The 25,648-nt window shown below is 64.0% G+C and carries 28 protein-coding genes; 14 read left to right on the plus strand and 14 right to left on the minus strand.

Annotated elements, in window-relative coordinates:
• Positions 1–450: 450 nt before the first annotated feature.
• The 6 genes from ABIA90_RS15040 (at position 451) to ABIA90_RS15065 (ending at position 6,589) form a co-directional block, all read left to right on the plus strand.
• Positions 451–1,791, plus strand: a complete 1,341-nt coding sequence (locus ABIA90_RS15040) for an ABC transporter substrate-binding protein (protein ID WP_063983245.1) — start codon at positions 451–453, stop codon at positions 1,789–1,791.
• 148 nt (positions 1,792–1,939) lie between these two features.
• Positions 1,940–2,878, plus strand: a complete 939-nt coding sequence (locus ABIA90_RS15045; RefSeq protein ID WP_063983244.1) for a carbohydrate ABC transporter permease — start codon at positions 1,940–1,942, stop codon at positions 2,876–2,878.
• Entirely contained in the window at positions 2,878–3,789 is a 912-nt protein-coding gene (locus tag ABIA90_RS15050) for a carbohydrate ABC transporter permease (protein WP_063983243.1), read from the plus strand. The genes ABIA90_RS15045 and ABIA90_RS15050 overlap by 1 nt, the downstream gene beginning before the upstream one ends.
• Before the next feature lie 6 nt (positions 3,790–3,795).
• On the plus strand, positions 3,796–4,896 hold the full coding sequence (locus ABIA90_RS15055) for an ABC transporter ATP-binding protein (protein WP_063983242.1): 1,101 nt from the start codon (positions 3,796–3,798) through the stop codon (positions 4,894–4,896).
• Between the two features lie 34 nt (positions 4,897–4,930).
• Complete coding sequence (locus ABIA90_RS15060; protein WP_354118198.1) at positions 4,931–5,920, plus strand: hydroxyacid dehydrogenase; 990 nt, start codon at positions 4,931–4,933, stop codon at positions 5,918–5,920.
• 168 nt (positions 5,921–6,088) lie between these two features.
• The gene (locus tag ABIA90_RS15065) at positions 6,089–6,589 is read left to right on the plus strand and encodes a hypothetical protein (RefSeq protein ID WP_071913817.1); all 501 of its coding nucleotides are present in this window, start codon (positions 6,089–6,091) and stop codon (positions 6,587–6,589) included.
• Here ABIA90_RS15065 and ABIA90_RS15070 read toward each other — a convergent pair.
• Positions 6,586–7,089 (minus strand): DUF1993 domain-containing protein, encoded by a 504-nt coding sequence (locus ABIA90_RS15070; RefSeq protein WP_028158770.1) that lies wholly within the window; start codon positions 7,087–7,089, stop codon positions 6,586–6,588. The genes ABIA90_RS15065 and ABIA90_RS15070 overlap by 4 nt on opposite strands.
• A 114-nt stretch (positions 7,090–7,203) precedes the next feature.
• Between ABIA90_RS15070 and ABIA90_RS15075 the strand changes: the two genes are divergently transcribed.
• Entirely contained in the window at positions 7,204–7,986 is a 783-nt protein-coding gene (locus ABIA90_RS15075) for a transporter substrate-binding domain-containing protein (protein ID WP_166096604.1), read from the plus strand.
• Between the two features lie 16 nt (positions 7,987–8,002).
• Here ABIA90_RS15075 and ABIA90_RS15080 read toward each other — a convergent pair whose 3' ends face one another.
• Positions 8,003–8,989 carry an alpha/beta hydrolase family protein gene (locus ABIA90_RS15080; RefSeq protein ID WP_354118197.1) on the minus strand — a complete coding sequence of 329 codons (987 nt, stop codon included), beginning with the start codon at positions 8,987–8,989 and terminating at the stop codon, positions 8,003–8,005.
• Positions 8,990–9,214: 225 nt separating this feature from the next.
• On the opposite strand from ABIA90_RS15080, the gene ABIA90_RS15085 reads away from it, so the two are divergent.
• Both ABIA90_RS15085 and ABIA90_RS15090 read left to right on the plus strand, forming a co-directional pair.
• Positions 9,215–10,102, plus strand: a complete 888-nt coding sequence (locus tag ABIA90_RS15085) for a DUF2147 domain-containing protein (protein ID WP_354118196.1) — start codon at positions 9,215–9,217, stop codon at positions 10,100–10,102.
• 180 nt (positions 10,103–10,282) lie between these two features.
• On the plus strand, positions 10,283–10,639 hold the full coding sequence (locus ABIA90_RS15090) for a hypothetical protein (protein WP_166096607.1): 357 nt from the start codon (positions 10,283–10,285) through the stop codon (positions 10,637–10,639).
• 142 nt (positions 10,640–10,781) lie between these two features.
• Here the strand turns inward: ABIA90_RS15090 and ABIA90_RS15095 are convergent, their stop codons facing one another.
• Both ABIA90_RS15095 and ABIA90_RS15100 read right to left on the minus strand, forming a co-directional pair.
• Entirely contained in the window at positions 10,782–11,186 is a 405-nt protein-coding gene (locus ABIA90_RS15095) for a (R)-mandelonitrile lyase (RefSeq protein WP_014495201.1), read from the minus strand.
• An 18-nt stretch (positions 11,187–11,204) separates the two neighbouring features.
• A complete protein-coding gene (locus ABIA90_RS15100; RefSeq protein ID WP_008129640.1) occupies positions 11,205–11,903 on the minus strand; it encodes a ribonuclease activity regulator RraA in 699 nt (232 codons plus the stop codon).
• 258 nt (positions 11,904–12,161) lie between these two features.
• Between ABIA90_RS15100 and pxpB the strand changes: the two genes are divergently transcribed.
• Genes pxpB through ABIA90_RS15115 form a run of 3 tightly spaced genes read left to right on the plus strand, consistent with a single transcriptional unit; the run spans position 12,162 to position 14,730 of the window.
• Complete coding sequence (pxpB, locus tag ABIA90_RS15105) at positions 12,162–12,893, plus strand: 5-oxoprolinase subunit PxpB (protein ID WP_063983234.1); 732 nt, start codon at positions 12,162–12,164, stop codon at positions 12,891–12,893.
• Positions 12,890–13,927, plus strand: coding sequence for a 5-oxoprolinase subunit C family protein (locus ABIA90_RS15110; protein WP_085399000.1), 1,038 nt, complete (start codon positions 12,890–12,892; stop codon positions 13,925–13,927). Before pxpB ends, ABIA90_RS15110 begins: the two co-directional genes overlap by 4 nt.
• Positions 13,928–13,959: 32 nt before the next feature.
• Complete coding sequence (locus tag ABIA90_RS15115) at positions 13,960–14,730, plus strand: LamB/YcsF family protein (RefSeq protein WP_135213662.1); 771 nt, start codon at positions 13,960–13,962, stop codon at positions 14,728–14,730.
• On the opposite strand, the gene ABIA90_RS15120 is transcribed toward ABIA90_RS15115, so the two are convergent.
• From ABIA90_RS15120 to ABIA90_RS15140, 5 genes are all read right to left on the minus strand, one after another.
• On the minus strand, positions 14,731–14,883 hold the full coding sequence (locus ABIA90_RS15120) for a hypothetical protein (protein ID WP_014495196.1): 153 nt from the start codon (positions 14,881–14,883) through the stop codon (positions 14,731–14,733). It lies immediately after the preceding gene.
• A 331-nt stretch (positions 14,884–15,214) separates the two neighbouring features.
• Positions 15,215–16,822 carry a sulfite reductase subunit alpha gene (locus ABIA90_RS15125; protein WP_354118195.1) on the minus strand — a complete coding sequence of 536 codons (1,608 nt, stop codon included), beginning with the start codon at positions 16,820–16,822 and terminating at the stop codon, positions 15,215–15,217.
• On the minus strand, positions 16,819–18,600 hold the full coding sequence (locus ABIA90_RS15130) for a NirA family protein (RefSeq protein WP_354118194.1): 1,782 nt from the start codon (positions 18,598–18,600) through the stop codon (positions 16,819–16,821). Before ABIA90_RS15130 ends, ABIA90_RS15125 begins: the two co-directional genes overlap by 4 nt.
• A gap of 333 nt (positions 18,601–18,933) precedes the next feature.
• The gene (locus ABIA90_RS15135) at positions 18,934–20,097 is read right to left on the minus strand and encodes a CmpA/NrtA family ABC transporter substrate-binding protein (RefSeq protein WP_166096613.1); all 1,164 of its coding nucleotides are present in this window, start codon (positions 20,095–20,097) and stop codon (positions 18,934–18,936) included.
• Complete coding sequence (locus tag ABIA90_RS15140; RefSeq protein ID WP_027559205.1) at positions 20,094–20,684, minus strand: ANTAR domain-containing response regulator; 591 nt, start codon at positions 20,682–20,684, stop codon at positions 20,094–20,096. The genes ABIA90_RS15135 and ABIA90_RS15140 overlap by 4 nt, the downstream gene beginning before the upstream one ends.
• Before the next feature lie 112 nt (positions 20,685–20,796).
• Between ABIA90_RS15140 and rimO the strand changes: the two genes are divergently transcribed.
• A complete protein-coding gene (rimO, locus tag ABIA90_RS15145) occupies positions 20,797–22,122 on the plus strand; it encodes a 30S ribosomal protein S12 methylthiotransferase RimO (RefSeq protein WP_354118193.1) in 1,326 nt (441 codons plus the stop codon).
• Positions 22,123–22,328: 206 nt separating this feature from the next.
• Here rimO and ABIA90_RS15150 read toward each other — a convergent pair whose 3' ends face one another.
• From ABIA90_RS15150 to ABIA90_RS15170, 5 genes are all read right to left on the minus strand, one after another.
• Entirely contained in the window at positions 22,329–22,454 is a 126-nt protein-coding gene (locus ABIA90_RS15150; RefSeq protein ID WP_354118192.1) for a hypothetical protein, read from the minus strand.
• Positions 22,451–22,870 (minus strand): carboxymuconolactone decarboxylase family protein, encoded by a 420-nt coding sequence (locus ABIA90_RS15155; RefSeq protein ID WP_014495189.1) that lies wholly within the window; start codon positions 22,868–22,870, stop codon positions 22,451–22,453. The genes ABIA90_RS15150 and ABIA90_RS15155 overlap by 4 nt, the downstream gene beginning before the upstream one ends.
• The gene (locus ABIA90_RS15160; RefSeq protein ID WP_071913796.1) at positions 22,803–23,234 is read right to left on the minus strand and encodes a MerR family transcriptional regulator; all 432 of its coding nucleotides are present in this window, start codon (positions 23,232–23,234) and stop codon (positions 22,803–22,805) included. Before ABIA90_RS15160 ends, ABIA90_RS15155 begins: the two co-directional genes overlap by 68 nt.
• 142 nt (positions 23,235–23,376) lie before the next feature.
• Positions 23,377–24,144 (minus strand): SH3 domain-containing protein, encoded by a 768-nt coding sequence (locus ABIA90_RS15165; RefSeq protein WP_354122456.1) that lies wholly within the window; start codon positions 24,142–24,144, stop codon positions 23,377–23,379.
• Between the two features lie 42 nt (positions 24,145–24,186).
• Complete coding sequence (locus tag ABIA90_RS15170) at positions 24,187–25,137, minus strand: hypothetical protein (protein WP_225048847.1); 951 nt, start codon at positions 25,135–25,137, stop codon at positions 24,187–24,189.
• Between the two features lie 346 nt (positions 25,138–25,483).
• On the opposite strand from ABIA90_RS15170, the gene ABIA90_RS15175 reads away from it, so the two are divergent.
• A complete protein-coding gene (locus ABIA90_RS15175; protein ID WP_354118190.1) occupies positions 25,484–25,648 on the plus strand; it encodes a hypothetical protein in 165 nt (54 codons plus the stop codon).

The following is a 25,648-nucleotide window of genomic DNA, read 5'->3' on the forward strand; positions in this document are numbered from 1 at the left end:
GGGTGGGGGCCACCCGCCGGTTGCAACTCTATCGTTTTCGCCGCTTCGCGGTCCAGCCGCAGCCAATTGCTGTCCACGCCCGAAAACTGTTTGGCGCGAAGCGGTTATGAAGGCTTATTCGAAACTGCGGCGTAATTGCGCACGAGATGTCCCACGCTCCTTGCCCCGAAGTGTGCGTCGCAAAATGCGCCTCCGAGGTTCACCTCCGGGTGCGCTTCGCGAGACGGCGCCGCCGCGTTCCCGGACGCAACGTTAGTTCTAGACGGCGAGTCGTTCGGCTTCCTCGACAGACGGGATCAATCATGATCTGATCGCGCTACCAATTTGCTGCGCTTCGCGCGATTTCACGGCGAGGCGGTAGCACCAAGAAACGCGAACAAAAATCAAAAACAAAACTCGGAATGCCAGAGGAAACGCGAAAACAATAAAACATCCAGGTGAGGAAACGAGATGTCACGCAAGACACTGACGCGACGTCAATTTGTAGCCGCCACTGCAATGTCCTCCGCCGCGCTGATCACAGCGCCCTACGTCCGCGGCGCTTACGCCGCCGGCAAACTCTCGATCGGCTTCTGGGACCACTGGGTGCCCGGTGCCAACGACGCCTCCACCGCCATGGTCAAGGAATGGGCTGAAAAGGAGAAGGTCGAAGTCTCCATCGATTACATCACCAGCAACAACAAGAAGATCGAGTTGACGGTCGCGGCCGAAGCGCAGGCCAAATCCGGTCACGACATTCTTCAGATGTACACCTGGTGGCCGCATGCGTATGCCGAGCAGTTTGAACCGGTGAACGACGTGGTCGAGGAGGCGATCAAGCAGAACGGTGAGGTCAACGACACGGTCAAATATCTCGGCAAGGCCAACGGCAAATGGCTTGCGGTCCCGGCAACCCCGGGGAGCCAGATCAAGGGGCCCTGCTCGCGCATCGACCTCATGAAGAAGCATGCGGGGATCGACGTCCAGGAACTGTACCCCGTCGGCGCGCCGCCCAAGGCCGATAGCTGGAATATGGATACATTCCTGAAGGCGGCGGAAGCGTGCCAGAAGGCAGGTTTCCCATTCGGAATCGGTCTCGGCGAGACCACCGACAGCGTCGATACCGCGGGCGCCATCTTCCAGTCGTTCGGCGCCGAACTCGTCAACGCCAAGGGCGATGTCACGGTGAAGACCGATGAGGTTCGCCAGGCGCTCGAATACTACAAGAAGCTGATCGCCTTCCTGCCGCCGGACGCTCCGTCCTGGGACGACGCCTCGAACAACAAATGGCTGATCTCCGGCCGCGGCGCCCTAATCATGAATCCGCCGAGCGCCTGGGCGGTCGCCAGGCGCGACGCGCCGCAGGTCGCCGAGCAATGCTGGACGCACGGCTTCCCCTCCGGTCCTAAAGGCCGGTATGCGCCGTTCCTGCCCTATTTCTGGGGTCTCTGGAATTTCTCCAAGAACAAGGCATCGGCCAAGAGCCTTCTGGCTTTTCTGTCACAGCCATCATCGATCGAAAAGTTCGTCGCGGCGAGCGGCGGATACGATTTGCCGGCCTATGCGAAGATGACGACGCTGAAGACCTGGGCCGAGGTAGGCCCGCCGAAGGGCACGCTCTATCACTATCCAAATCCCTACAATCATCAGACACTGTCGATTGCGGCCTCTCCGGCGCCGCCGAAGATCGCCCAGCAGATCTACGCGCAGGCCACGCTGACCAAGATGGCGCTGCGCTTTGCGCAGGGCGAAAAGTTGGAGACCGCACTCGCCTGGGGCGAAGGCGAGTGTGAAGGCTTCATGCGAACCTAAGCCGGGGTGTGCCACGGCGGTTCACGCATCCCCGCGTGAGCCGCCAGGGCACCCCACCGTTCGATGGAATGAGCAGATCGAGCCGACACGCGGGTGCCGGCTCCGCCGTTGGACATTCCGCAAGGAAGCTTGACCCAAGGACACTGACATGGCCGATGTCGTCGTTGAGGACGGTCGCGTCGCCCGCACGGCGAGCGCGCGCAAACGGACGGGTCTGCACAATGCGTTGAAGCGGAAATCGACCGTGGCGTTCTTCCTGACGCTGCCGCTGATCCTGCTGATCGCGCTGTTCGTGCTTTACCCTGCCCTGTTCTCGATCCACCTCGCGACGCTGAACAAGTCGATGCAAAAATTCGTCGGCTTCGGCAACTTCACCTTCCTGTTCAAGCGCGAGACGTTCTGGATGGTGGTGGAGCAGTCCTGCATCTTCGCGATCACCGCCGTGTTCTTCAAGGCGCTGATCGGCTTCATCGTCGCGCATTTGGTGCACAACATACCGGCCAAGGGCCAGCGCAAATGGCGCGGCATGCTGCTGGTGCCCTGGGTGATCCCGCCGGCGATGAGCACGCTCGCCTGGCTGTGGCTGTTCGACCCCTCCTACAGCGCCTTCAACTACACGCTCTCCTTCTTCGGCATCGGTCCCATCAACTGGCTCGGCAATGCCGCCTGGGCGCGCTTTTCCGTCATCCTCGTCAACGTCTGGTACGGCGCGCCGTTCTTCCTGATCATGTACCTGGCGGCGCTGAAATCGGTGCCGGACCAGCTCTACGAGGCCGCCGCAATCGACGGCGCCAATTGGTGGCAGAAGATGTGGTACGTGACGCTGCCGATGATGCGCAACATCATCGCGATCACGACGCTGTTCTCGCTGATCGTCACCTTCGCTAATTTCGACATCGTCCGCATCCTGACCTCAGGCGGGCCTCTCGACCAGACCCAGATCTTTGCCACCTATGCGTTCCGGGTCGGCATCGAGAGCAACGACATTCCGCTCGGCGCCAGCGTCTCGCTGTTCATGGTCCCGATCCTCGCCGTCGCAGCGATCTTCATCCTGCGCGACGTCAATAAACGCGGGAACGAATCCTGATGAGCACAATAGCGATCGACAAGGCCGGCCCCCGGCGCAAGGTTAAATATGGCAGCATGAGCCGCGACCGTACCTGGGCGCTGCGCTGGTCCTATTTCTTCCTGGTGCTGTTTGCGATCTTCTTTCTGACGCCGCCGCTCTACATGGTGATAACCTCGCTCAAGAGCAGCGCGGAGATCTCGGCTGCGACCAATCCGTGGTGGGTGTTCCACCCGACGCTGGCGAACTATGTCGAACTACTGACGTCGAACCAATTCCTCCGGTTCTTCTGGAATTCGACCATCGTGTCGCTGGTGGTTGTGCTCGTCACGATGCTGATCAGCATCCCTGCCGCCTTCGCGCTCGCGCGGATGAAGTTCTGGGGCTCGACGACGCTCGCCACCGGCGTGTTCCTGACCTACCTGGTTCCGGACAGCCTCCTCTTCATCCCGCTGTTCAAGATGCTGGCGCTGGTTCAGGACATCACCGGCATCACGCTCCTGAACCGATGGTACGTTCTGCTATTCGTCTATCCGACGCTGACGGTGCCGTTCTGTACCTGGATCATGATCGGCTATTTCGCCTCGATCCCGAAGGAGCTCGACGAGGCCGCGATCATCGACGGCGCCTCGTGGCTTCAGACCCTGACGCGGATCTTTATTCCGGTCGCGCTGCCGGGCCTGATTGCCGCGACCATCTTCGCCTTCACGGTGTCCTGGGCGCAGTTCCTCTATCCCCTGGTGTTCACGACGTCCATCGACCAGCTCGTGCTCCCGGTCGGCATCACCACCACCCTGATCAAGGGCGACGTCTTCAACTGGGGCCAGATCATGACCGGCGCGCTGCTCGGCGCGGCTCCGCCGTTGGTCATCTACGCCTTCCTGATGGACTACTACATCGCCGGCCTGACCGCCGGCGCGACAAAGGGTTGATGTCTCATGGCTGACGTTGCATTGCGGAAGGTGGTCAAGCGTTACGATGATGTCGAAGCCGTGCGCGGCATCGACTTGGACATCGCCGACCATGAGTTCATCGTGCTGGTTGGGCCTTCGGGCTGCGGCAAGTCGACGACGCTGCGCATGATCGCGGGCCTCGAGGACATCAGCGACGGCGACATCATGATCGGCGGCGACGTCGTCAATGACGTACCGCCGAAGGATCGCGACATCGCCATGGTGTTCCAGAACTACGCGCTCTACCCGCACATGACGGTCGCGGAGAACATGTCGTTCGGGCTGCGCCTGAAGCACTTTCCCAAGGCCGAGATCAAGGCGCGGGTGACGGAAGCCGCCCGCCTCCTCGACATCACCGACCTGATCGACCGCAAGCCGAAGCAGCTCTCCGGCGGCCAGCGCCAGCGTGTCGCGATGGGCCGCGCCATCGTGCGCAATCCGAAAGTGTTCCTGTTCGATGAGCCGCTGTCCAATCTCGACGCCAAGCTGCGCGTGCAGATGCGGATCGAGATCAAGAAGGTGCACCAGAAGGTACGCACCACCACGGTCTACGTCACCCACGACCAGGTCGAGGCGATGACGTTGGCTGACCGCGTCGTTGTGATGAACAAGGGCCGCATCGAGCAGATCGGCACGCCCAACGAGCTCTACCACAAGCCGGCGACGCGCTTCGTCGCCGGCTTCATTGGCTCGCCCGCGATGAATTTCATCCCGTGCCGGCTGGAGGATGTCGGCGGCGCGCTTCAGATCCGTCTGACCGACCGCATCGCCTTTGCGCTGCCGCCGGCCCGCGCCACGCGCTACAACGCGCTGCCGCGCACCGACAAGCTGCTGCTCGGCCTCCGGCCCGAGCACCTCACCGAGTCGCATGCGCATCTCGGGCCCGGCGTCGAGACCTTCGACACCGTGCTCGACGTCACCGAGCCGATGGGGATGGAGACCCTGGTCTATTTCGGGCTCGACGGCACGCCGGTCTGCGGCCGCGTCGATCCCAACGCCGGCGCCAAGGACGGGGCACCCATGCGTTTGGCGATGGACCTCAACAATATGCACCTGCTAAACGAAGACACCGGCGTCGTGCTGTGACGCCGTCTCAAGAAACGCAAGCAGGCGGGGAGCGATGGCGACCAACAAGAAGAAGATTTTCGTTACACAAACTTTGTCGCAAGGGGCCCGCGCCCTCCTCACCCAGCGGGACGATATCGAGCTCGTCGAGTTTCCGAACCTGATCTCGGCCAAGGATTTCGAAGCCTTGCTGAAGAACCACGCGCCGGTTCACGGCGTGGCGCTGGGTGCCACCGCCTTCGGTGAGACCGAGCTCAAGGCCTCGAAGGACATGAAGGTGGTGACCCGCATCGGCGTCGGTTACGACGCCGTCGACGTGCCCGCCCTCTCCCGCCGCAAGGTGCCGCTGATGGTGGCGGGCAGCGCCAACTCGCCCTCGGTCGCCGAGCAGGCGCTGTTCATGATGCTGACGCTGGCCAAGCGCGCCAATGAGATGCACGCCTGCGTCAAGGATGGCCAATGGGCCAACCGGCTCGGCATGCTGCCGTTCGACCTCTACGGCAAGACCGTGCTGATCATCGGCTTCGGCCGCATCGGCAGTCGCACCGCCAAGCGCTGCCAAGCGATGGAAATGAAGGTACAGGTCTACGATCCCTACAAGCCTGCCGCCGAGATCAAGGCCGCGGGCTGCGAGCCCGTCGCCGATCTCGACGCAGCGCTGCCCAACGCCGACTTCGTCACCATCCATTGCCCGAAGACGCCGGAGACCGTCGGCCTGTTCGATGCGGCGCGGATCGGCCGGATGAAGCCGAAATCCTATCTCATCAACACTGCACGCGGCGGCATCGTGAAGGAGGCCGCGCTATACGACGCCCTGGTCTCCGGCAGGATTGCCGGTGCCGGGATCGACGTGTTCGAGGTGGAGCCGCCGCCGGTCAGCAACGCGCTGTTCGCGCTGCCCAACGTCATCATGGCCCCGCACGTCGCCGGCGTCACCGTCGAGGCGGTGAGCCGCATGAGCGAGCAGACCGCTCGCAATATCCTGAGTGTGCTGGACGGCGATCCCATCCGGCAGAACATCATCAACCAGGACGTGCTCGGCTGAGCCGACCTCCGGGCGGGCGGTTATCCGCCCGCCTCCGGAACGCCAGAATGCGTCCCATTTTGGTGCAGATCGAGCCCCAACTCAGCCTTAATCAAACCCGCGTAATAAGTCCGGCCGCGGCGGCAGTGGGACAGACTTGCCGGCCGCGTCGAGCTGGAGGATGAACCCTTGTCAGAGATCGACCCGACCGACCACGCGCTGGCAACCATCGCCAGCATTTTGGAGCACCCCGAGCCCGTCCGCGAGACCGAGACCGAAATGGTGGTCGACGGTGAGCAGGTCGTCGCCGATGAGCATCCGATCGCCGACGAGCATGTGGTGGTCGACGAGCATGCGATGGTCGACGAGCACGAGCATCCCGTGGTCGAGGAGCAGCCGCTGGTGCCGGAGCACACCGATGCCGATGGCTACAGCAAGGTCGGTCCGGGGCCGATGGTGGCGATCCGTCTGAAATGGACGGTCCATCGCGGCGATGACGGCCAGTTCTACGTCCACGAGACCATCGGCGAGCAGTCCGCTCCCGTGGTCAGCGGCCCGATGACGAGCGAAGCCGCGGTGCATTTCGTCGACGCGCACGAGGACGAGGCACATCGGCGCTTCGAGGAGCTGCGCAGCGAGATCGCCGGCCGCAGCTCGCTCGCCGATTACGAGCGCAAGGGCGAAGCCTAGCGCTCGCGAGGGCCGAGAAAATCCCGCTTCACGAGCTCGACGCCGGCATGCCGGAGCAAGTCATAGGACGTCGTGACGTGGAAGAAGAATTGCGGGACGCTGAACGTCAGCAGCAGCGTCCGCCCGGTGAAGGGCAGCTCGGTCCCGTTTTTCAGCCTGAAGAAGACATTCCGCTCCGCCGCACTATCGATCTCGGCGCGCGACAGGCTTTCGATGAACTCGATTGACGTCGCAATGCGCGCCTGAAGCCCGGCGATGTCGTGCTCCAGCGCCGGCAGCGCCACCGGCTCCTGGTCGGCCAGCAAGGCTGGCGCGACCGTGGCATGGCGGCACGCCTCCCCTATCTGCTGCGCCAGATCGTACATGTTCGGCGCCATGCGCATGCCGAGCAGGACGGCCGGATTGAACTTCCGGCTTTCCGCGTAGGCGACGCCCTTGTCCAGCAGTGCCGACAGGTTGCGCAGATACGGCACGAAGACGCCGACCGAGGCGTCATACATCGAGATCATCACCCCAAAATTCCCTTCAATTCCGCCTCGCCAGCGACGGGCATCTGGTCTAAATCCAGGTTTCAAGAGCTGCACAATGACAGCTCGGGCATGGGTGGAAAAGAGATGATCGTTCGAATCGTGGCGGCTTTGGCCGCGGTCCTGCTGGCGAATTTTTCGGCATATGCTCAGCAGCCGGCGCCATCGCGCCTCGACGAGATCGTCAAGCGCGGCACTTTGCGCGTCGGCATGACCGGCGACTACAAGCCTTTCACCTACCTGGACAAGGCGACACAGCAGTTCAGCGGCTTCGACGTCGACATGGCGGAGGCGCTCGGCAAGGCGCTCGGCGTCAAGGTCGAATTCGTGCCGACGGCCTGGCCGAAGCTCATGAAGGACTTCGAGGCCGACCAGTTCGACATCGCCATGGGCGGCGTCTCGGTTACGCTCGACCGGCAGAAGAAGGGCTTCTTCTCGATGCCGATCATGCGCGAAGGCAAGACGCCGATCGCACGCTGCGCCGACGTCGGCAAGTACCAGAGCATCGCCGACATCGACAGGAAGGGCACCCGCGTCATCGTCAATCCCGGCGGCACCAACGAGCGGTTCGCGCGCGCCAACATCAAGGATGCCGAGATCAACGTCTTCCCCGACAACACCGTGATCTTCGACGAGATCGCCAAGGGCAACGCCGATTTGATGATGACGGACGCCTCCGAGACCCGCTACCAGCAAAAGCAGCATTCCGGCGTGCTCTGCGCGGTACATCCCGAGAAGCCGTTCGACTTCTCGGAGAAGGCCTACTGGCTCCAGCGCGACATGGCGCTGAAGGCTTTCGTCGACCAGTGGCTGCACATCTCGATGGAGGACGGCAGCTACAGGAAGATCTACGCCGCCTGGTTCGACTAGCGACCGATTTTGTCCGTCACTTCAGATGCGTGCGGAAGAAGCTCACGGCCGCGTCGTTGAAGGCGCTGTGAAACGCTTTCCTGTCGAACCCGGGCGGATCAGTGCACAGGATCGGCGCGGCTTCGGCCAGCTTGGGCGGACATGGCGCAAGAAAGGAAAAGTGCGACGAGTTCGGCACGATTCGGAAGTCAGGGCGCGCGGGAAGCATTTGTTCCAGCGTATCGACTGAAGCGGGCACGACACCGTCGCCGCCGAGCGCCGAACGCCACAAGAGAATCGGGATCGTCACATTGGCGAGGCGCTCCCGGTTGAAAAGGCCTTCATAAAGCGGCGGATCTGCCAGCACGGCGGCTCTGATGCGGGAGTCGTGTACGGCCGCCTCAGTTGGCACAAGGCCATCGCGAATGGCCTGGCATTTTGGCGTCGTGGCTGCATCTCCGTCGCAAAGCGGAGCGAGCGCGCCGAAATCGGGGTTGCCGCCGATCACGACGAGACCGGTATAGGCGCCGCGCGAGAACCCGAACAAACCAACCCGCTTGGGGTCCAGGACCGCCGCTTCCTTCCAGGCGCCGAGCATGAAATCCGTAAGCCGCTTCATGTCGGCGGGACGCTCGACCAGGACGGAGAACTCATCGGTCCGGCTGCTGTCCCTGGCAGTGTCGCCCGGGTGATTGATCGCAGCGACCACGAAGCCGGCATCGGCCAACGCGGTCGCCGTGTCGACGTGGCCCAAAAACGAGCCGCGCCGTCCGTGCGACACGACGATCAGCGGCAGTCGATTGCCCGTTACCGGACAGTCCTTCACGCCCGGCAGGACGACACCGCCGTCGAGAGCGACCTCGGAGGGCGGCGCCGCACAAGGTGTCCACACCATGCCCGTGAGCGCGGGCCCGCCGGCGTCCGCCGGCACTTCGATAAACCGGAGCCCAGCCGCGTGCGCCAGCGTCGCAGCAAGGCAAGCGACTACGATCAGAATAAGTCCGCCAAGCCGCGGCCGGAACATCAGCGTGTGCTTTCGGAAGCTTCAACCACAACGGTTGTACCTGCCCATCCCATACCCCGTCCAGAGGTGCGCCGCGCCGCCGTCCAACTCTGGACGGAGTCCGGCGTTATTGAACCCGAACCCGCTGGAGCACGACTCATACGGACAACAGTGATCTAGATCACTTTTTGCGATCGAACCGGCGCGTAAGCCTCGGTACGGGGACCAGTTGTTCAGGAGACCGAAATGAGGAAGCTGTTGGCCACGGCCGCATTCCTTTTGGCGAGCACCGCTGCGCAGGCGCAGTACACTTTCGAATATGGCGGGCGCACCATCCGCATCGATCCGGACCGCGGCACGGTGCAGATCCCCGGCGTCTACGATAACACCGGCCAGGGCAAGGCGAAGAAAGCCAAGAAGAACGAGACGACCCCGGGCCAGCAGGCGCCGCAACAGGCCAAGGTTGATCCGCAACCGCCGGCCGCTCCGGCGCCAGCTCCCGCCCGTGCCGCAGCGCCGCCCGCAACCGAACAGGCGCCCGCCGCTGCAGCGCCGCCGCCAGTTCCGCCCCCGCCCGCTCCGCCGCCGTCCGCAACCGCCAGCAACGCGCCGGCCGAAACGGCCGTGTTGCCGCCGCCTGCACCTCCTCCGGCGCCCGCTCCGGTCGGGCAGCAGGCAGCGCCCGCCGTGACGCCGCCGCCGGCCCCGACTGTGGCTGCTGCACCCCCGGCGCCGCCTCCAGCCCCCGCTCCGGCCCCCGCACCCGTTCAGGCGGCTGCCGTCGCACCGCCGGCTCCCGCAGCCGGACCCACGCGCGATCTCAATTCACCGCTCGGCATCTGGCTGACCGAGGAGAAGGAAGGCAAGGTCCGCATCGAGCAATGCGGCACCAATCTCTGCGGCTATTCGGTCGACAGCAAATCGAACCAGAACGGCGAGCAGGTCCTGATCAACATGAAGCCCGGCAAGGACCAGAACAAGGATCAGAAATGGTCCGGCCGCATCCTCGATCCCAACTCCGGCTCGACCTACGATTCCACGATCGCAATGAAGGGCACCGACCGCCTGCGCGTGCAGGGCTGCGCCTTCGGCGGCATGTTCTGCGGCGGCCAGACCTGGACGCGCGTGAACTGAGTCCGGCTTCGACGTTCGAACCGAGACAAGGGGCCCGCAATCCGGGCCCCTTTGCTTTTGTCCGCGATCTCTTTGCGGAGTGCGCCACCTCACAGAGCCCCTTGCGCACGTGACAGCCCTCACATCGCGGGTTCCGCGCTCATGCCACGATCCCCCCATGGTCAACCAACGGGGCGTGTCATGAACGGATTTTGCAAAGGTCTCTTCGCCAGCATTGTCGCCATCGCCGTCCCGCTGACGCAGGCGGGCGCGGCGACCTCCACCTTCGACGGCGCATGGAATGTCCGCATCTCATCATCGAGCGAGACTTGCGGTAACGGCGCAACGGTCTCGATCGGCATCAGCAACGGTCAGATCGCATCGAGCAGCGCTGTGGTTTCAGCATCCGGCCGCGTGGCCGATGCCGGCAGCATCAACGTCACCTTGAGCACCGGGATCAAACGCGCCGTCGGCTTCGGCCGGCTCAGCGGCGCTTCAGGCTCCGGCACATGGCGCGGCCCCCTGTGCACGGGCACGTGGACCGCGGAACGGATGTGATTTGCTGCGTCCCGGACGCGCTGCAACGCGCAGCGTTGCTGCGCTGAGCCGGGACCTAAGGGCACTAGCTTTGAGGAAGCTTGCGGGCCCCGGATCAGCAACGCCGCGCTTACGCGCTGCATTGCATCCGGGGCACGAGAGATTAGCCCAGCGCCGCGCCGTACTCCGCGTCGGTCACCGGCTCCAGCCAGGTCGAATAGACGCCGTCGAGCGCCTCCTGCATGGCGATGTGGCACATGCTGTTGTTTGGCGAGGCGCCGTGCCAGTGCAGTTCACCCGGCGGAATCCAGACGGTGTCACCGGGACGGATCTCCTTGACAGGGCCCCCCTTGGTCTGGACGCGGCCGACGCCCGAAATCACGTAGAGCGTCTGCCCAAGCGGATGGTGGTGCCAGTTGGTACGCGCGCCCGGCTCAAAGGTGACGCGCGAGCAGTTCAGCCGCGCCGGCGCCGGGGCCATGATCACGGGGTCCTGCAACACAGTGCCCGTAAAATTTTCCTTGGGCGCGCGGCGGGTCGGCCGCGTGCCTGCGACGGTGATTTCCATGGGATACCTCGTTTCCTGTTACTTCTTGCTGGCGGCGTAGCGCGCCTTGGTTTCGGCGTTCATGGGATAGAGGCCCGGCAACACCGCGCCGTTGTTCACCTCGTTGACGATCCAGGCTTCCATCCGCTCCTGCTCGACGCCCTCATTGAGCACGTGATCGAGCATCGCCTGCGGGATCAGCACGCAGCCGTCCTGGTCGGCGACCACGATGTCGTTCGGGAACACCGCAACACCGCCGCAGCCGATCGGCTCGCCCCAGCCGACGAAGGTGAGGCCTGCAACCGACGGCGGCGCGGCATAGCCGTCGCACCATACCGGAAGATTGGTACCGAGCACGCCCTCGACGTCCCGCACCACGCCATCCGTGACGAGTGCGGTCACGCCGCGCTTCATCATGCGCGCGCAAAGAATGTCGCCGAAGATGCCGGCATCGGTGATGCCCATGGCGTCGACCACGGCAATGCAGCCGTCCGGCATCGCCTCGATCGCGGTGCGGGTCGAGATCGGCGACGACCAGGATTCCGGCGTCGCCAGATCCTCGCGCGCCGGCACGAAGCGCAGCGTGAAGGCCGGCCCGACCAGGCGCGGCAGGCCCGGACGCAGCGGACGCGCGCCGCGCATCCACACGTTGCGCAGGCCCTTCTTCAGCAGGACCGTGGTGATGGTGGCAGTGGTGATGCCGGCGAGGGTCTTGCGGGCTTCGGGGGACAGCGACATGGACGAGAACGAGCTCCGGATGGGCGGGAAAGAACGCGCGCATCTTGCGAGCCGCAGCCCTTGCGTCAAGGGCCAAAGAGCCAGCAAGAACGCAGGGCCGCCGGGCTGTTATGCGACGCGATAACAACGCTTTATCGTTTCCCCTTGCATTAATTTATTGGACTTGCGGGCGCATTTACGCGAAGCAAGGAAAAGCGGAACTCAAGGCTGAGCCCGCATTTCCTGAGAAGCCCGATTTCGACAGCCCTTCGACAGCTCATGGCCGCGACGCTTCCCCCGCCCCGCCTTCTGCCCAGTGGCGACAGCGCCGTCACGGTCGAATTCAGCCGCACCATCGATGACGCCGCCAACGAGCGCGTGCTCGCGCTCGACAAGGCGCTCGCAGCAAGCCCCATCGACGGCATCACCGAGACCGTTCCGACCTATCGCTCGCTGCTGGTGCATTACGATCCCGGCAAGATCGGCTTCGACGCGCTCGGCGAAAAGCTGCTTGCGCTCGCCAGCCAGCCGCTGCCGCCGGCCACGAAGGCGCGGCGCTGGCGCATTCCGGTCGCCTATGGCGGCGAACACGGCATCGACCTCGAGGATGTCGCCAAGGCGCTGAACACCACGCCCGACGACATCGTCGCCCGTCACATCGCCGGCGACTACCGCGTTGCCATGATCGGTTTCACCCCGGGCTGGTCCTATCTCAGCGGCCTCGACAAATCCCTGCACATGTCGCGGCGGCAGAGCCCGCGGCTGTTCACGCCCGCCGGCACGATCTCGATCGGCGGTATCCAGGCCGGAATCCAGTGCCTGGCCGCGCCAAGCGGCTGGCACCTGCTCGGCCGCACGCCGGTCAGAACCTATCAACTCCACCGGAATCCGACCTTTCTCACCGAACCCGGTGATCGCGTGACGTTTTTCGCCATCGACCACAAGACCTTCGAGGAACAGGATCGCGCCGCCGAGGCCGGCGAGATCATCGCCGAGCAGGTGGTCGCATGAGCCGGCTCGTGATCGCCAGCATCGGTCCCGCAAGCTCCGTCCAGGACGGCGGCCGCCACGGCGCGCAGCGCTACGGCCTGACGGTCAGCGGGGCGATGGACCGGCTTTCGCTGGCGGCAGCGAACACGCTGGTCGGCAACGAGCCGTTCGCGGCCGTGGTCGAGATCGGCCCCTTCGGCGCCACGTTCACCGCCAAAGACGGCGCCGTGCGCGTCGCGATATCAGGCGCGCCGCGCAATGCGGACGTCGCCGGCAAGCCGGTGGCCATGGACACGTCAGTGACGCTCAAGGACGGCGAGACGCTGACGCTGGGCTTTGCCCGCGGCGGCGCGTTCACTTATCTGGCGATCGAAGGCGGGATCAAAGGCGAACTGGTGTTCGGCAGCCTTGCGGTGAACGCCCGCGCCGGCCTCGGCAGCCCCTACCCGCGCCCGCTGCAGGCCGGCGATGAATTCACAGTTGATGCCGCAAGCGGCGCGCCCGAGCTGCGCATCGAGCTGCCGAAGCCTGCAACAGGTCCGATCCGCGTCCTGCTCGGACCGCAGGACGACGAGTTCGACGACGCCAACAAGGCGCTGTTCCTCGATAGCGAGTGGAAGATCTCGGCAACCTCCGACCGCATGGGCTACCGGCTCGAGGGCCCGGCGATCAAGCATCTGCATGGCCACAACATCGTCTCCGACGGTACCGTCAACGGCAGCATCCAGGTCCCCGGCAACGGCTCGCCGATCGCGCTGATGATGGATCGCGGCACGTCCGGCGGCTATCCGAAGATCGCAACCGTGATCACGGCCGATGTCGGCCGCCTCGCACAGACCTCGGCGGGAACCGCGTTCCGCTTCCTTGAGGTCACCATGGCCGAGGCGCAGGAGGAGGCGCGCAAGTTCGCGCAACTCATCCGCAACCTGCCCGATCGCCTGCGCTCTTCCGACACCGTCGAGCTGAACATCGAGGCGCTCAGCGATGCTAATGTCGCGGGCTATGCGGTGAGCGCCATGGATGCCGGGACCTGGCAGGTCACGGCGGAGCCGTAAGCGACAAGACGACCAGAGGCGGAGAGCACCCCATGAAGACGATCGATCTCAATTGCGACCTCGGCGAAGGTTTTGGCGCGTGGGAGATGGGCAACGACGCCGCGATGATCGACCTTGCCAGCTCGGTCAACGTCGCCTGCGGCTTCCATGCCGGCGACCCCGACATCATGCGCCGGACGGTCGAACTCGCGAAGGCGCGCGGCGTCTCGGTCGGCGCCCATCCCGGCTACCGCGACCTGCACGGTTTCGGCCGGCATCCGATCGCGGGCCTGAAGGCCTCCGAGATCGAGAACCTCGTCGCCTACCAGATCGGAGCGTTGCAGGCGATCGCGACCGCGGCCGGCCACAAGGTCACGCATGTGAAGGCGCACGGCGCGCTCTCCAACGTCGCCTGCGAGGACGACATGACGGCCAAGGCGATCGCCGCCGGCATCAGGGCGGTCGACCCGAGCCTGATCTTCGTCGTGCTCGCCAATTCGAAGCTGGTGAAGGCCGGCGAAGACGCCAATCTGCCGATGGTGCACGAGGTATTTGCTGACCGCGCCTATGAGGACGACGGCAACCTCGTCTCGCGCAAGAAGCCCGGCGCGGTGCTGCACGATGCCAAGGCGATCGCCGACCGTGTAGTGCGCATGGTGCAGGACGGCGCGGTGGTCTCGGTGACAGGCAAGGTGATCAAGATGCGCACGGACACGGTGTGCATCCACGGTGACACGCACGGCGCCGTCGAGATCGCGCGCACGCTGCGTCAGGCGCTGAAGGATGCGGGGATCGAGGTCGCGCCGTTCAAGCGCGGGGCGTAATCAGAACGGGTGCACCGAAAGCGTGCCGAACACGATGGCGGCGATGACCGCGAAGGCGCTGTAGAGCCCAACGTGGTGCATGCTCGCCCCGGTCCGACGCGAGAGCGAGCGCGCGTAGAAGTGCAGCCTGGCTTCCGCCGATAGTTCGCGCATGGTCGATCTCCAACGCCCCATTTGTGGGAGTATGAAGGATCAACCCTGGCGGGAGGCAAGATGGCGGCGAAAATAGCGATGGAGGTTCTCTGAAGGCGCCCCGTCGCAGGCGCAAATTCTCTGCACCCGAGGGTTCCGAGAATCTTATTCGTTAAGATCCGAGCCAGCTGGAACCGGCCCGGATGACGGTGAGATGACAGTCGGGCGAAGGCATTCAGACCCCCTCCAAACAAAATTGTCGAAAACAACCCCATGCACAGTAGAAACGGCCCAGCGGCGCGACGTCCGGCGGTTGCGCCGCCGGGACGATTTGCGCTGATCGGCTCGCGCCTTAGTAGACGTCAGCCTGGAAGCGGCCCGTCTTCTTGAGTTCGGCGACAAAACTGACGGCCTCATCCGTAGAACGTGCCCCGAACTGCGCGACGATGTCGACCAGTGCGCGCTCGACGTCCTTGGCCATGCGTTTGGCATCGCCGCAGATGTAGAGATGCGCGCCTTCGGCAAGCCAGGTCCACACCTCGCGGCCGACCTCGCGCATGCGGTCCTGCACGTAGAACTTCTTCTCGCCGTCGCGCGACCAGGCCAGCGACATGCGCGTCAACAGCCCCGAGGTCTTCATCGCGTTGAGCTCTTCCTGATAGAAGAAATCGCAATCGCTGCGCTGGTGGCCGAAGAACAGCCAGTTCTTGCCGGGCGCGCCGGTTGCCTTGCGGTCGAGCAGGAAGGCGCGGAACGGCGCGATGCCGGTGCCGGGGCCGATCATGATGACAGGCGTCTTCGGATCCTGCGGCAGGCCGAAACCATGCGCCTTCTGCACATAGACCTTGAGCTTCTCGCCCTCGGCGATGCGTTCGCCGAGGAAGGTCGAGGCCACGCCGATCCGCTTGCGCTTGCCGATGACGTAACGCACGGAGTCTACCGTCAGCGACAGTTTTCCCGGCGTCGCATTGTGCGAGGACGAGATCGAATAGAGCCGCGGCTGGAGCGGCTCCAGCGCCTCGACGAAGGCTTCGGGATGCGGCCGCGTGCCCGAAAACTTCTGGAGCGCCGCCATGACGTCGAGCGTGGCGGCGTCGCCATCGGGATCCTCGCCCTGCGCCAGCGCCCGCGCCTTCTCGCGCTGCGCGCCGCCGGTGATGAAGGAGAGCAGCTCGAACAGCGTGTCGGGCGCCGGCGACAGCGAGACGTCGTCGATCAGCACTTCGCGCAGCGTCTTGCCGTTGACCTTGGTGGTGTGGGAGGCGCCCAGCAGCGCGATGATCTGATCGACGAGGCCGACCTCATTGCGTGCGAACACGCCGAAACTATCGCCAACGACATAGTCGAGCTTGCTCTCGGCGAGATCGAACTCGACGTGATAGGTCTCTTTCTCCGACTTCCCCTTGTTGAGCAGGCGCCGCGACAGGAATGTCGCCGCGATCGGATTGTCGCGCGAGCGGCCAGGCTCGGCGATCGTCACCGTCACGGCCGGCGCCGCCACCGCATCCACCTTGTCGGCCGCATTGGCCGCCGGCGCCTTATCCAGCTCCTCGTACAGCGACTTCAGCATCCGCGCGGTTTCCTTGCCGCCGGGGACACAGAGATTAAGCCGTGCTTCGCTACGGGTGGCGATCGCCTCCGAATAGTCGTGGCAATTGTAGCCGCACTGGCCGCAATCCTGCTGCGCCATCGCGGCCATCATCTTGCGGCGCACGGGACGGCCTTCGGCGAGCTTCATCCGGTCCGCAATCGGCATGGTCTGGTCGTGCCACGGCGCTTCACCGTCGTCGCCGTCGCCGGCTTGCATGACGGCTGCGCCTTGCTCCGCCGACAGCGGCGTGGCCACATCAGGCGACAGCAGCCCGGCGAAGAAGCCGTTGAGCCAGGAGCGCTGCGCGTCGGAGAACGGCGCGCTGGCGGGAATGATGTCGAGTTTCGGCGGAGGCGTGATCTGGTTCATGCGGACACCTGTGCATCGGCAAGCTTGCGCAGCGTTTCGCCGTCATGGCGGCGCGCAAAGGACAGGAAGGTCTCGTCGGGCGACGAGCGGTGGGCGATATAGGCCTTGAGCAGTCCCTCGACCGTCTTCGGCGCGTCTTCGGCCTTGAGGTCGTGATAGACCTCCTGCCCGACATCCGCATCGGGACCGAACCCGCCGCCGGTGAAGAGGTGATAGCCGTCCACCGTGTCTTCGTCGTTGATCGGCACGCGCGCTCCGATCAGGCCGATGTCGCTGATGTAATGCTGCGCGCAGGAATGATGGCAGCCGGTGACGTGGATGTTGACCGGCTTGTCCATGGCGACGCGCGGCTCGCACCAGTCGCCGATCTCGGCGGCATTGCGCTTGGTATTGGAAGCCGCGAAACGGCAGCCGGCACTGCCGGTGCAGGCGATCAGGCCGGCGCGGATGTGCGAGGCCTCGACCGCGAGCCCGATCTGCTTGATCGCCGCGATGGCGAGTTCGACATTCTCGTCGCGCACGCCCGATATCAGCAGGTTCTGCCAGACGGTCAGGCGGATCTCGCCGTCGCCGAGGTCCTGCGCCACTTTGGCCAAACCCCGCATCTGATCGCAGCTGATCTTGCCGAGCGTCAGCGAGACGCCGATCCAGTTCAAGCCGTCCTGCTTCTGTTTGTGCACGCCGATATGCGCCATGCGGTCCGCGGCTGGCCGCGGCGCAAACGCCTCTTCCGGCACGCGCGTGAACGGCGTCTTCAGCCGCTCCTCGACGAGTTTAAGGAAACCGTCGTGGCCCATGGCATCGAGCACGTATTTCAAACGCGCCTTGTTGCGGTTGGTGCGGTCACCGTGATCGATGAACACGCGCACGATGGCGTCGGCGACGGCGGTGGCCTGCTCCGGCTTGACGATGATGTTGGAATATTTTGCAAAGTCCTTGTGGCCGGTGATGCCGCCGAGGCCGAGGCGGAACCAGACACCGGGCTCGACGCCAAAACCGTCCTTCACCTCGAACGCCGTGAAGGCGATGTCGTTGGTTTCCTCCAGCACCGCGATCCTGCCGGCGCCGTCGAAGGCGACGTTGAACTTGCGCGGCAGGCCGTAGAGCGAGCGGTCGTTGAGGATGTGGTAGTGCCACTCGCGAGCATAGGGGCGCGTGTCGATCAGTTCCTGCGGATCGATGCCGGCGGTCGGCGTTCCCGTCACGTTGCGGATGTTGTCGGCACCGGAGCCGCGTGAGCACAGGCCGAGGTCCTGGATGCCCTCGATCAGCTTGATCGCATTCTTCGGCGGGATCTCGCGGAGCTGGAGATTGGCGCGCGTCGTGACGTGGCTGTACGGGCCGCAGAGATCGTCGGCGAGATCGGCAAGGCCGGACAGCTGCCAGTGCTTCATGATGCCGTTCGGGATGCGCAGCCGGCACATGTAGGAGTCCTGCGTCGGCGCGACGTAGAAGATGCCGTAATAGCGCCAGCGGAAATTGTCCGCCGGGCTCGGCGGCGCGTTGTCGAGCGCCTGCTGCCGCAGTCGCGGATAGGCATCGAAGGGATGCTCGTCGCGCTTGAACTTCTCCTGGTCGGCGAGCTTCTTGCCGGCTGCGATGACCTTGTCCTGCGCCTTGATGTGGACGGCGTCGGGGCCCGTGGGCTCGGCATTGGCCTTGCCGGCGCTGCCGCCAAGACCGCGACCGACCCGGCTGATCTGCAAACCGGTCGTGAAGCCTTCGAGATAGCGTTTCTGCTCGTCGGAAAAGTCGACTGAGAGCGTATCGATTTTCATGGTCGGTAACGAAGCTCCTGCGGCCACCGGGTGGCATCGACGGAAAATTGCGCGACCCGCGAGGAACTCGGCTGGCTCAAGAAGCCGGCTGCGCACCCAACGGTCCGGTCAGCTTCGTTGCTGCGGGACTCGGCTCAGCAGGCGTCTGTGACAAGCTGGCCGCACTGCAACATACAAGTTGCGTGCCAGCTTCGATGAAATGAAAATTGCTTTGATTTCAGATGGATACAGACGAGCCCGGAAAATCGCGGTCCGGAACTCTCATGAAATTCGAGCAGGCGGCCCAAAATTTAGCCGATGATCTCTTCCGCCCAAAAATGATGCAGGACCGAATCAGGCCTTCCAGCGTCCGACCTCAAAGGCCTCCAGATGCCCGCGGATGTTGCCGGGATCGAAGGCCGGGCCCGCAAATGCCCCGAACGCCGCGGGGGCTTCAGCGGGCGATTGCTGACCAAGGGCTGCGTCGTAGAGGTCGGGCCTGAACACGGCCATCGCAGTCTTGACGCCGTCCGGCGTCAGTGCGGTCTGCCCCCAGCGCACCATCTGCGCATAGAGCCAGGCCGCCTGAACCGGATCGGGGCGCCCTGCCCCTTCGCGTCCGACCAGGAGATAGCGACCGCTCTCGCGGAGGGTGCCGTCGGGAGAAATCTTCAGGCGCCCGGTGAGCGTTCGCTGGATGACTTCGGCATCGACGCCGATCCGTTCCGGCTGCGCCAGGATCCGCGCCGCCTCAGACAGGTTCGCGGGGTTCTCGATGAACTCGGCGCCCTTCACGGCCGCGCGCACCAGCGCTGCCACCACATCCGGATGCTTGTCGGCCCAGACCTGGCGAACCGCCAGCACCTTCTCAGCCGCGCGCACGAGAATGTCGGAGACGAAATGCAGGATGTGGCCGATGCCGAGATCGACCGCGACCGAGTTCCAGGGCGCGCCGACGCAGAACGCATCGACATGGCCATTGGCGAGGCTATCGACCATGTAGGGCGGCGGCAGCACCACGAGACGCACATCCTCATCCGGATCGACGCCGGCCGCCGCCATCCAGAACCGCAGCTGGTAATTGTGGGTCGAGAACGGGAAGGTCATGCCGAAGGTCAGCGGATCGGCACCTAGCTTGCGCCGCTTCGCGACGACCTTCGCCAGCGCTTTCGCCGTGACAAGCGGATCGAAGCGGTCACCGTCGATCTCCTCCATCAGCGCGGCATGGAGCGCCGGCGAGACCGTGATCGCGTTGCCGTTGATACCGAGATTGAAGGGCGCCGCGATCGGCACCTTGACGTGGCCGAGCCCGAGCGAGGACGCGATCGCCACCGGCGCCAGCAGATGCGCGGCGTCGAACAGGCCGATATTGAGCTTGTCGCGCACGTTGGACCAGGAGACCTCGCGCACCAGCTCGACCTCGAGCCCTTCGGCGGCAGCAAAGCCCTTGTCGACGGCGACGATCAGGGCGGCGGCGTCGACCAGCGGGATGAACCCGATGCGGAGGGGACCGGTCATTTCAGCATCTCCGACGCGGTGATGATCGACTGCGCGATCTCGCCGATTTTCTTCTTCTCGCGCATCGCCGTGGAGCGCAGCAGCACGTAGGCCTCGTCCTCGGTGAGGCCCTTGACCTTCATCAAAATTCCCTTGGCCTTCTCGATGATCTTGCGGTCCTCGAGCTGCGACTTGGTGCGCTCCAGCTCCTCCTGGAGTTTTGCGAAGGCGTTGAAGCGGGACACGCAGAGGTCGAGGATTGGCTTAATGCGCTCCTTCTTCAACCCGTCGACGATGTAGGCGGATACTCCCGCCTCCACGGACGCCTGGATCGAGGCTGAATCGCTCTGGTCCACGAACATCGCGATCGGCCGCTTCACGGCGCGGCTGACCTGGAACATCGCCTCAAGCACGTCGCGGCTGGGGTTTTCCAGATCGATCAGGATGATATCGGGATCCACCGCATAAATACGGGCGAGCAGGCTCTGCATCTCGCGGATATGGACGACTTGCGTGAATCCGGCCTCCCGCAACCCTTCCTCGAGGATCGCAGCCCGGATCGGGCTTTCGTCGACAATCACGATTTTAGGCGACTGTTCGGCGCTCATAGCTCACTCACCACCCGGCGATTCATCCATAGCATGCCGGAGGGCGATGCAAAGGGTTGTAATTATGGGCAATTGGGACTAGCTCAGGCCTGTCAATCAGGCAGATTTGGATATGGATCAGACGGCTGCGCCCAAGGTCAGCTTCGTGTCGCTCGGGTGTCCCAAGGCATTGGTGGATTCCGAGCGCATCATCACGCGCCTGCGCGCCGAGGGCTACGAGCTCGCCCGCAAGCATGACGGGGCCGACATCGTCATCGTCAATACGTGTGGCTTCCTCGATAGCGCCAAGCAGGAATCGCTCTCTGCGATCGGCGAGGCCATGGCCGAGAACGGCAAAGTGATCGTGACCGGTTGCATGGGTGCGGAACCCGAGCAGATCGAGCAAGCCTATCCCGGCGTGCTCTCCATCACCGGCCCGCAGCAATATGAGAGCGTGCTGGACGCCGTGCATCGCGCGCTGCCGCCCGCCCACAATCCGCATCTCGATTTGGTGCCGCCGCAGGGCATCAAGCTGACGCCGCGCCACTACGCCTATCTGAAGATCTCCGAGGGCTGCAACAACCGCTGCACGTTCTGCATCATCCCGAAGCTGCGCGGCGACCTCGTCTCGCGTCCGGCCAATGACGTGCTGCGCGAGGCCGAGCGCCTCGTCGGCGCTGGCGTCAAAGAGCTGCTGGTGATCTCGCAGGACACCTCCGCCTACGGCGTCGATCTCAAATATGCCGAGAGCCCGTGGAAGGATCGCCCGGTCCGCGCTAAATTCCTCGACCTCGCGCGCGAGCTCGGCGAACTCGGCGCCTGGGTCCGGCTGCAATATGTCTACCCCTACCCGCATGTCGACGAAGTCATCGCGCTGATGAACGAGGGCAAGGTGCTGCCCTATCTCGACATCCCATTCCAGCATGCGAGCCCCGAGGTGCTGAAGGCGATGAAGCGCCCCGCAGCGCAGGACAAGACGCTGGCGCGGATCAAGCGCTGGCGCGAGGAATGTCCCGATCTCGCTTTGCGTTCGACCTTCATCGTCGGCTTCCCCGGCGAGACCGATGCCGATTTCGCCTATCTGCTTGACTGGCTGGATGAGGCCGAGATCGATCGCCTCGGCTGCTTCAAATACGAGCCGGTTGCGGGTGCGACATCGAATGCGATCGAGAACCCCGTACCCGAAGAGATCAAGCAGGAGCGCTACAACGCGCTGATGGCCCGCCAGCAGAAGATCTCCGCGCGCCGGCTGAAGCGCAAGGTCGGCACGCGCCAGCAGATCATCATCGACGAGGTCGGCCCGACGGTTTCAAAAGGCCGCTCCAAGGCCGACGCGCCCGAGATCGACGGCGCGGTTTACCTGTCGAGCCGCCGCCCGTTGCGCGTCGGCGAGATCGTCACCGCAAAGATCGAGCGCGCCGACCAATACGACCTGCACGGTAGCGTCGCAGGGTTCTGACGGCGCCAACGATCGCGTCACCTCTCTTGCGGGTCGCTGCAACCGGATATGAAGAAGGTCGTCATGCCCGGGCTTGTCCCGGGCATCCACGTTCTTCGTGCCACTGGGCAATGCGTGGATGGCCGGGACAAGCCCGGCCATGACGCTGTGGAAGCCTCTGTGCCTCAAGCTTGCAGGGAGCAGACCGTCGCTGGGCTACAGCTCCGTCAAACCAGCCATTTCGGCACCCAGCGCTCCGGGCGTCGGGCGCGGGCGAGATCGGCCTTGGCTTCGGTCAGCTTGGCGGGCTCGCCGTCGATGGTCGGGCGCACATCGTATTCGAAGTTCGTCACGTCGCTTCTCCCGACGCCTGCCGTCCGTCATGCGCGGAAAACACCTCCTTGGCTGCGAACAGCCCGTTCACCGCCGCCGGGAAGCCCGCATAGACGGCCATCTGCATGATGATCTCCACGATCTCGTCGCGAGACAGCCCGACGTTCAGACCCGCCTCGATATGCACTTTGAGCTGAGGCGCGGCATTTCCGAGCGCTGTCAGCGCGGCGATCGTCGCGATCTCTCGATCGCGCAGGCCGAGGTCCGGGCGGCTGTAAATGTCGCCGAAAGGAAACTCGATCACGTATCGTGCGAAATCCGGAGCGATGTCGGCGAGTGAGGCGACGACCTTTTCGCCGGCTCTGCCGTCAATGCGTGACAGGGCCCGCTGGCCGCGATCGAAGCGGCTTTCGGCTTGTGTTTGGGCGTGCGTCATTTTCCTTCGTCCTCTGTTCATCGCCGGCATAACCGGAGATCTTGGTATCAAGGACGAGCAGGCATTCCTGGAGTTCGGCAATCTGCGTGCGAACCTGTTCCCGGTGGATTTCCAGCATCTGCCGCCGGGCTGGCCCGGTGGCATCGCCTTCATCACGAAGCGCCGCATAACGCAACATGTCCCGGATCGGCATTCCCGTGGTCTTGAGCCGACCGAGGAATGCGATCCATGTCAGGATCGATGCGTCAAAGTCACGCTGGCCGGAACGATCCCGGTCTGCGTATGGCAGCAGCCCGACGCGCTCATAATAACGCAACGTGTGCGTCGACAAGCCGGTTCGTTTTGCGAGGTCGCCGATCTTCATGTGTGCCCGTTCTCGTACTGACGCACGTACAGATACCCCTTCGAGCGCACTCTAAGTCAAGGGGGATCGCAAGGGGGATCGAAGGTGCCGTTCCCGCGAGGTCAAGATGGCACGACAGCAGAAGAATACCGGTTCGACGCGACTAGTCGCCGGCAAAAAAGATTCCCTCGATGTCTTCCGCTTGCTGACCTCCGGCCAGACTGACCCAACCAGTCAGTCCATTCTTGTTCCGAACGAGGAAATGGTAGCGCTCGGACGAGTCCTCCTCACGTCGGTCGCTTGCGACGAGCACCTCAACGAACTCACCCTTCGGAATGGTGCCGACCGCATTCGTCGCAGCCTTATCGAAATAGAACGTCAAGTCATGCAGCGTCTTTGACTTGAGGCCGACGTAATGAAACGGCTGGTTAACCTCCTTCAACCGGTCGTCGTCAAGGCAGTACTTGCGTCGATGGTCGAACATCGTATTGACGTGACCGGAGGCGTAGACGCAACCGTCGCCGGGTATCTCGAATCGGAGGCCTTCGATCTGGTCTTGATAGAGATCGCCCGCGCCTCCAATCAGGTTAAATACGCAATTGTAGTCGGCACTACCGCCGGAGCTGCAGACAACCAGGAAGTACCTCTCCGACCGAAGGCGAAGCTTCGTTTCAAAAACGTAGGTGAGAATAACGCCGCCAGCATCGGCCTCATCGCTGTTTTTCTTTTCGTCCGGTGTGATCACGTGAGGCCGCGTGAGCGCGGGATCGGTAGCCAGCACGATCGGAAGGTCGGCAACGGCGCTTTCCGCGAGCTCGGTTTGCGCGTCTGCGGCCGAGGCCGCTGACATCAGCAGGATCGCGACAATCAACCGGTGACAAAGGCCGCGCATCAGCGAACTACCCCGACGAGAAGCTAATTCAATCAGCAACCTGATTGCACGGCTCCGTGACGGGATTCTGACGGTGTTCCGTCACGCCAGCCATTTCGGCACCCACCGCTCCGGGCGCGGGGCGCGCGCGAGATCGGCCTTTGCTTCGGAGAGCTGCGCCGGCTCGCCGCCGATGATCGGACGCACATCGTATTCGAAGTTCGGCATGACGCGGCCGTCGACATAGAGGCCGAATTTCATCGCGTGCCACAGCCCGAGCTCGGGCTGTGCCTTGCGCATCTCCTCGCGCAGATCGCGCAGCAGCGATTCGATCGAGGCGGCCTCCTCGAACGGCTGCGGGCCGAGGGTCAGGACGCGGGCCTCGTACTGCTTGCCGACGATCGCGACCTCGAAGCGGGTCTTGTCCCAGGGTTTCTTGCCCTTGGGCAGATGCGCGGCGAGCCGCCAGCCGAGCTCGGCCATCAAGCGATGATTGGCCCAATAGTCTTCGCGATCCCGGCTCCATTTTTCCACGAAGCCGCGAAAGTCGGGAAGCTCCGCGGCGCCGTCGTCACATGCCGCCTTGTCGCCGATCGGCTGCCCGGCAAGCCATTTCGCGAGCTCGTCGGTCTGGCACTCGACCTCGTCATGCGGCTTGAGATCGCTCCAGGCCTTGTCGAATTGCTGCGACGTCAGCTTCGCCAGCAAGCCGTCGAGGCTCGGCGCGAGCAGCTCGTAATCGCCCTCGGAGCCCAGCCCCACGATCGGCGGATTGTCGCGATCAAGACCCGCGCCATACCAGCCGCCGACGGCCGAGCCATCCGGCAGCCGCATGAACAGTGAAAACCTGTCGCGCAAGGGACTGCCGTCGAAGATCGGCGCCTGATCGGAGAACTGGCCTTGCAGGGAGAAACGGCCGACGCTGCCCCAGGGGCGCCCGTTCAGCCAATCGGCAAAGTCGACCAGCAGGGATGGCGCCTCGATGCCCGGCGGAAACGCGCCGCGAATGCTGTCGAGGTCGATTGGATAAGGCGTATCGGACAAGGTCTTCAAACTATCTGGTTGGTCCCGCCTTCTTGGTCTGACCCGTGATGCATTCGGTTCGAACCAAGTCGCGTCCTTCGATCACAAACGCGCTAGAGGCGCAATGGTTTCTGTACGGCAATCAAATGACATCCAATCTATTGCGGAGTACAGGTTGGCGCGATCAACATGCTGAGTGAGCCACGCTCGGCGAAGCGACCCGGAGCGGGCGGTTGCCGATCGCAACCGCCCCATCGATCCCGCTGGATACGGCAGCCTCAGACCGCAGAAAGCGGCCCGACCGCGACTATCGCAGTGATTGAACTTTACGCTGAGTCGCGCTAACAGCGACCGAGATCTCCGCTCGGACCGCATCATGATCGACGAACAAGCCCCTCCAGGCCCCCCGTCGGGGGTAGCGAAACGCCTGTCGAAAAACCGCGCCCTGCTGGCCCTTGCCGTGCTTGCCCTTGTGCTTGGTGCGCTGCTTCTGCTCTCTGACGAGGCCGTTACGTCGCGTTTCCACTACAAGTATTTCTAA

Source organism: Bradyrhizobium sp. LA6.8 (genome assembly GCF_040547935.1).
GTDB classification, from domain to species: domain Bacteria; phylum Pseudomonadota; class Alphaproteobacteria; order Rhizobiales; family Xanthobacteraceae; genus Bradyrhizobium; species Bradyrhizobium barranii.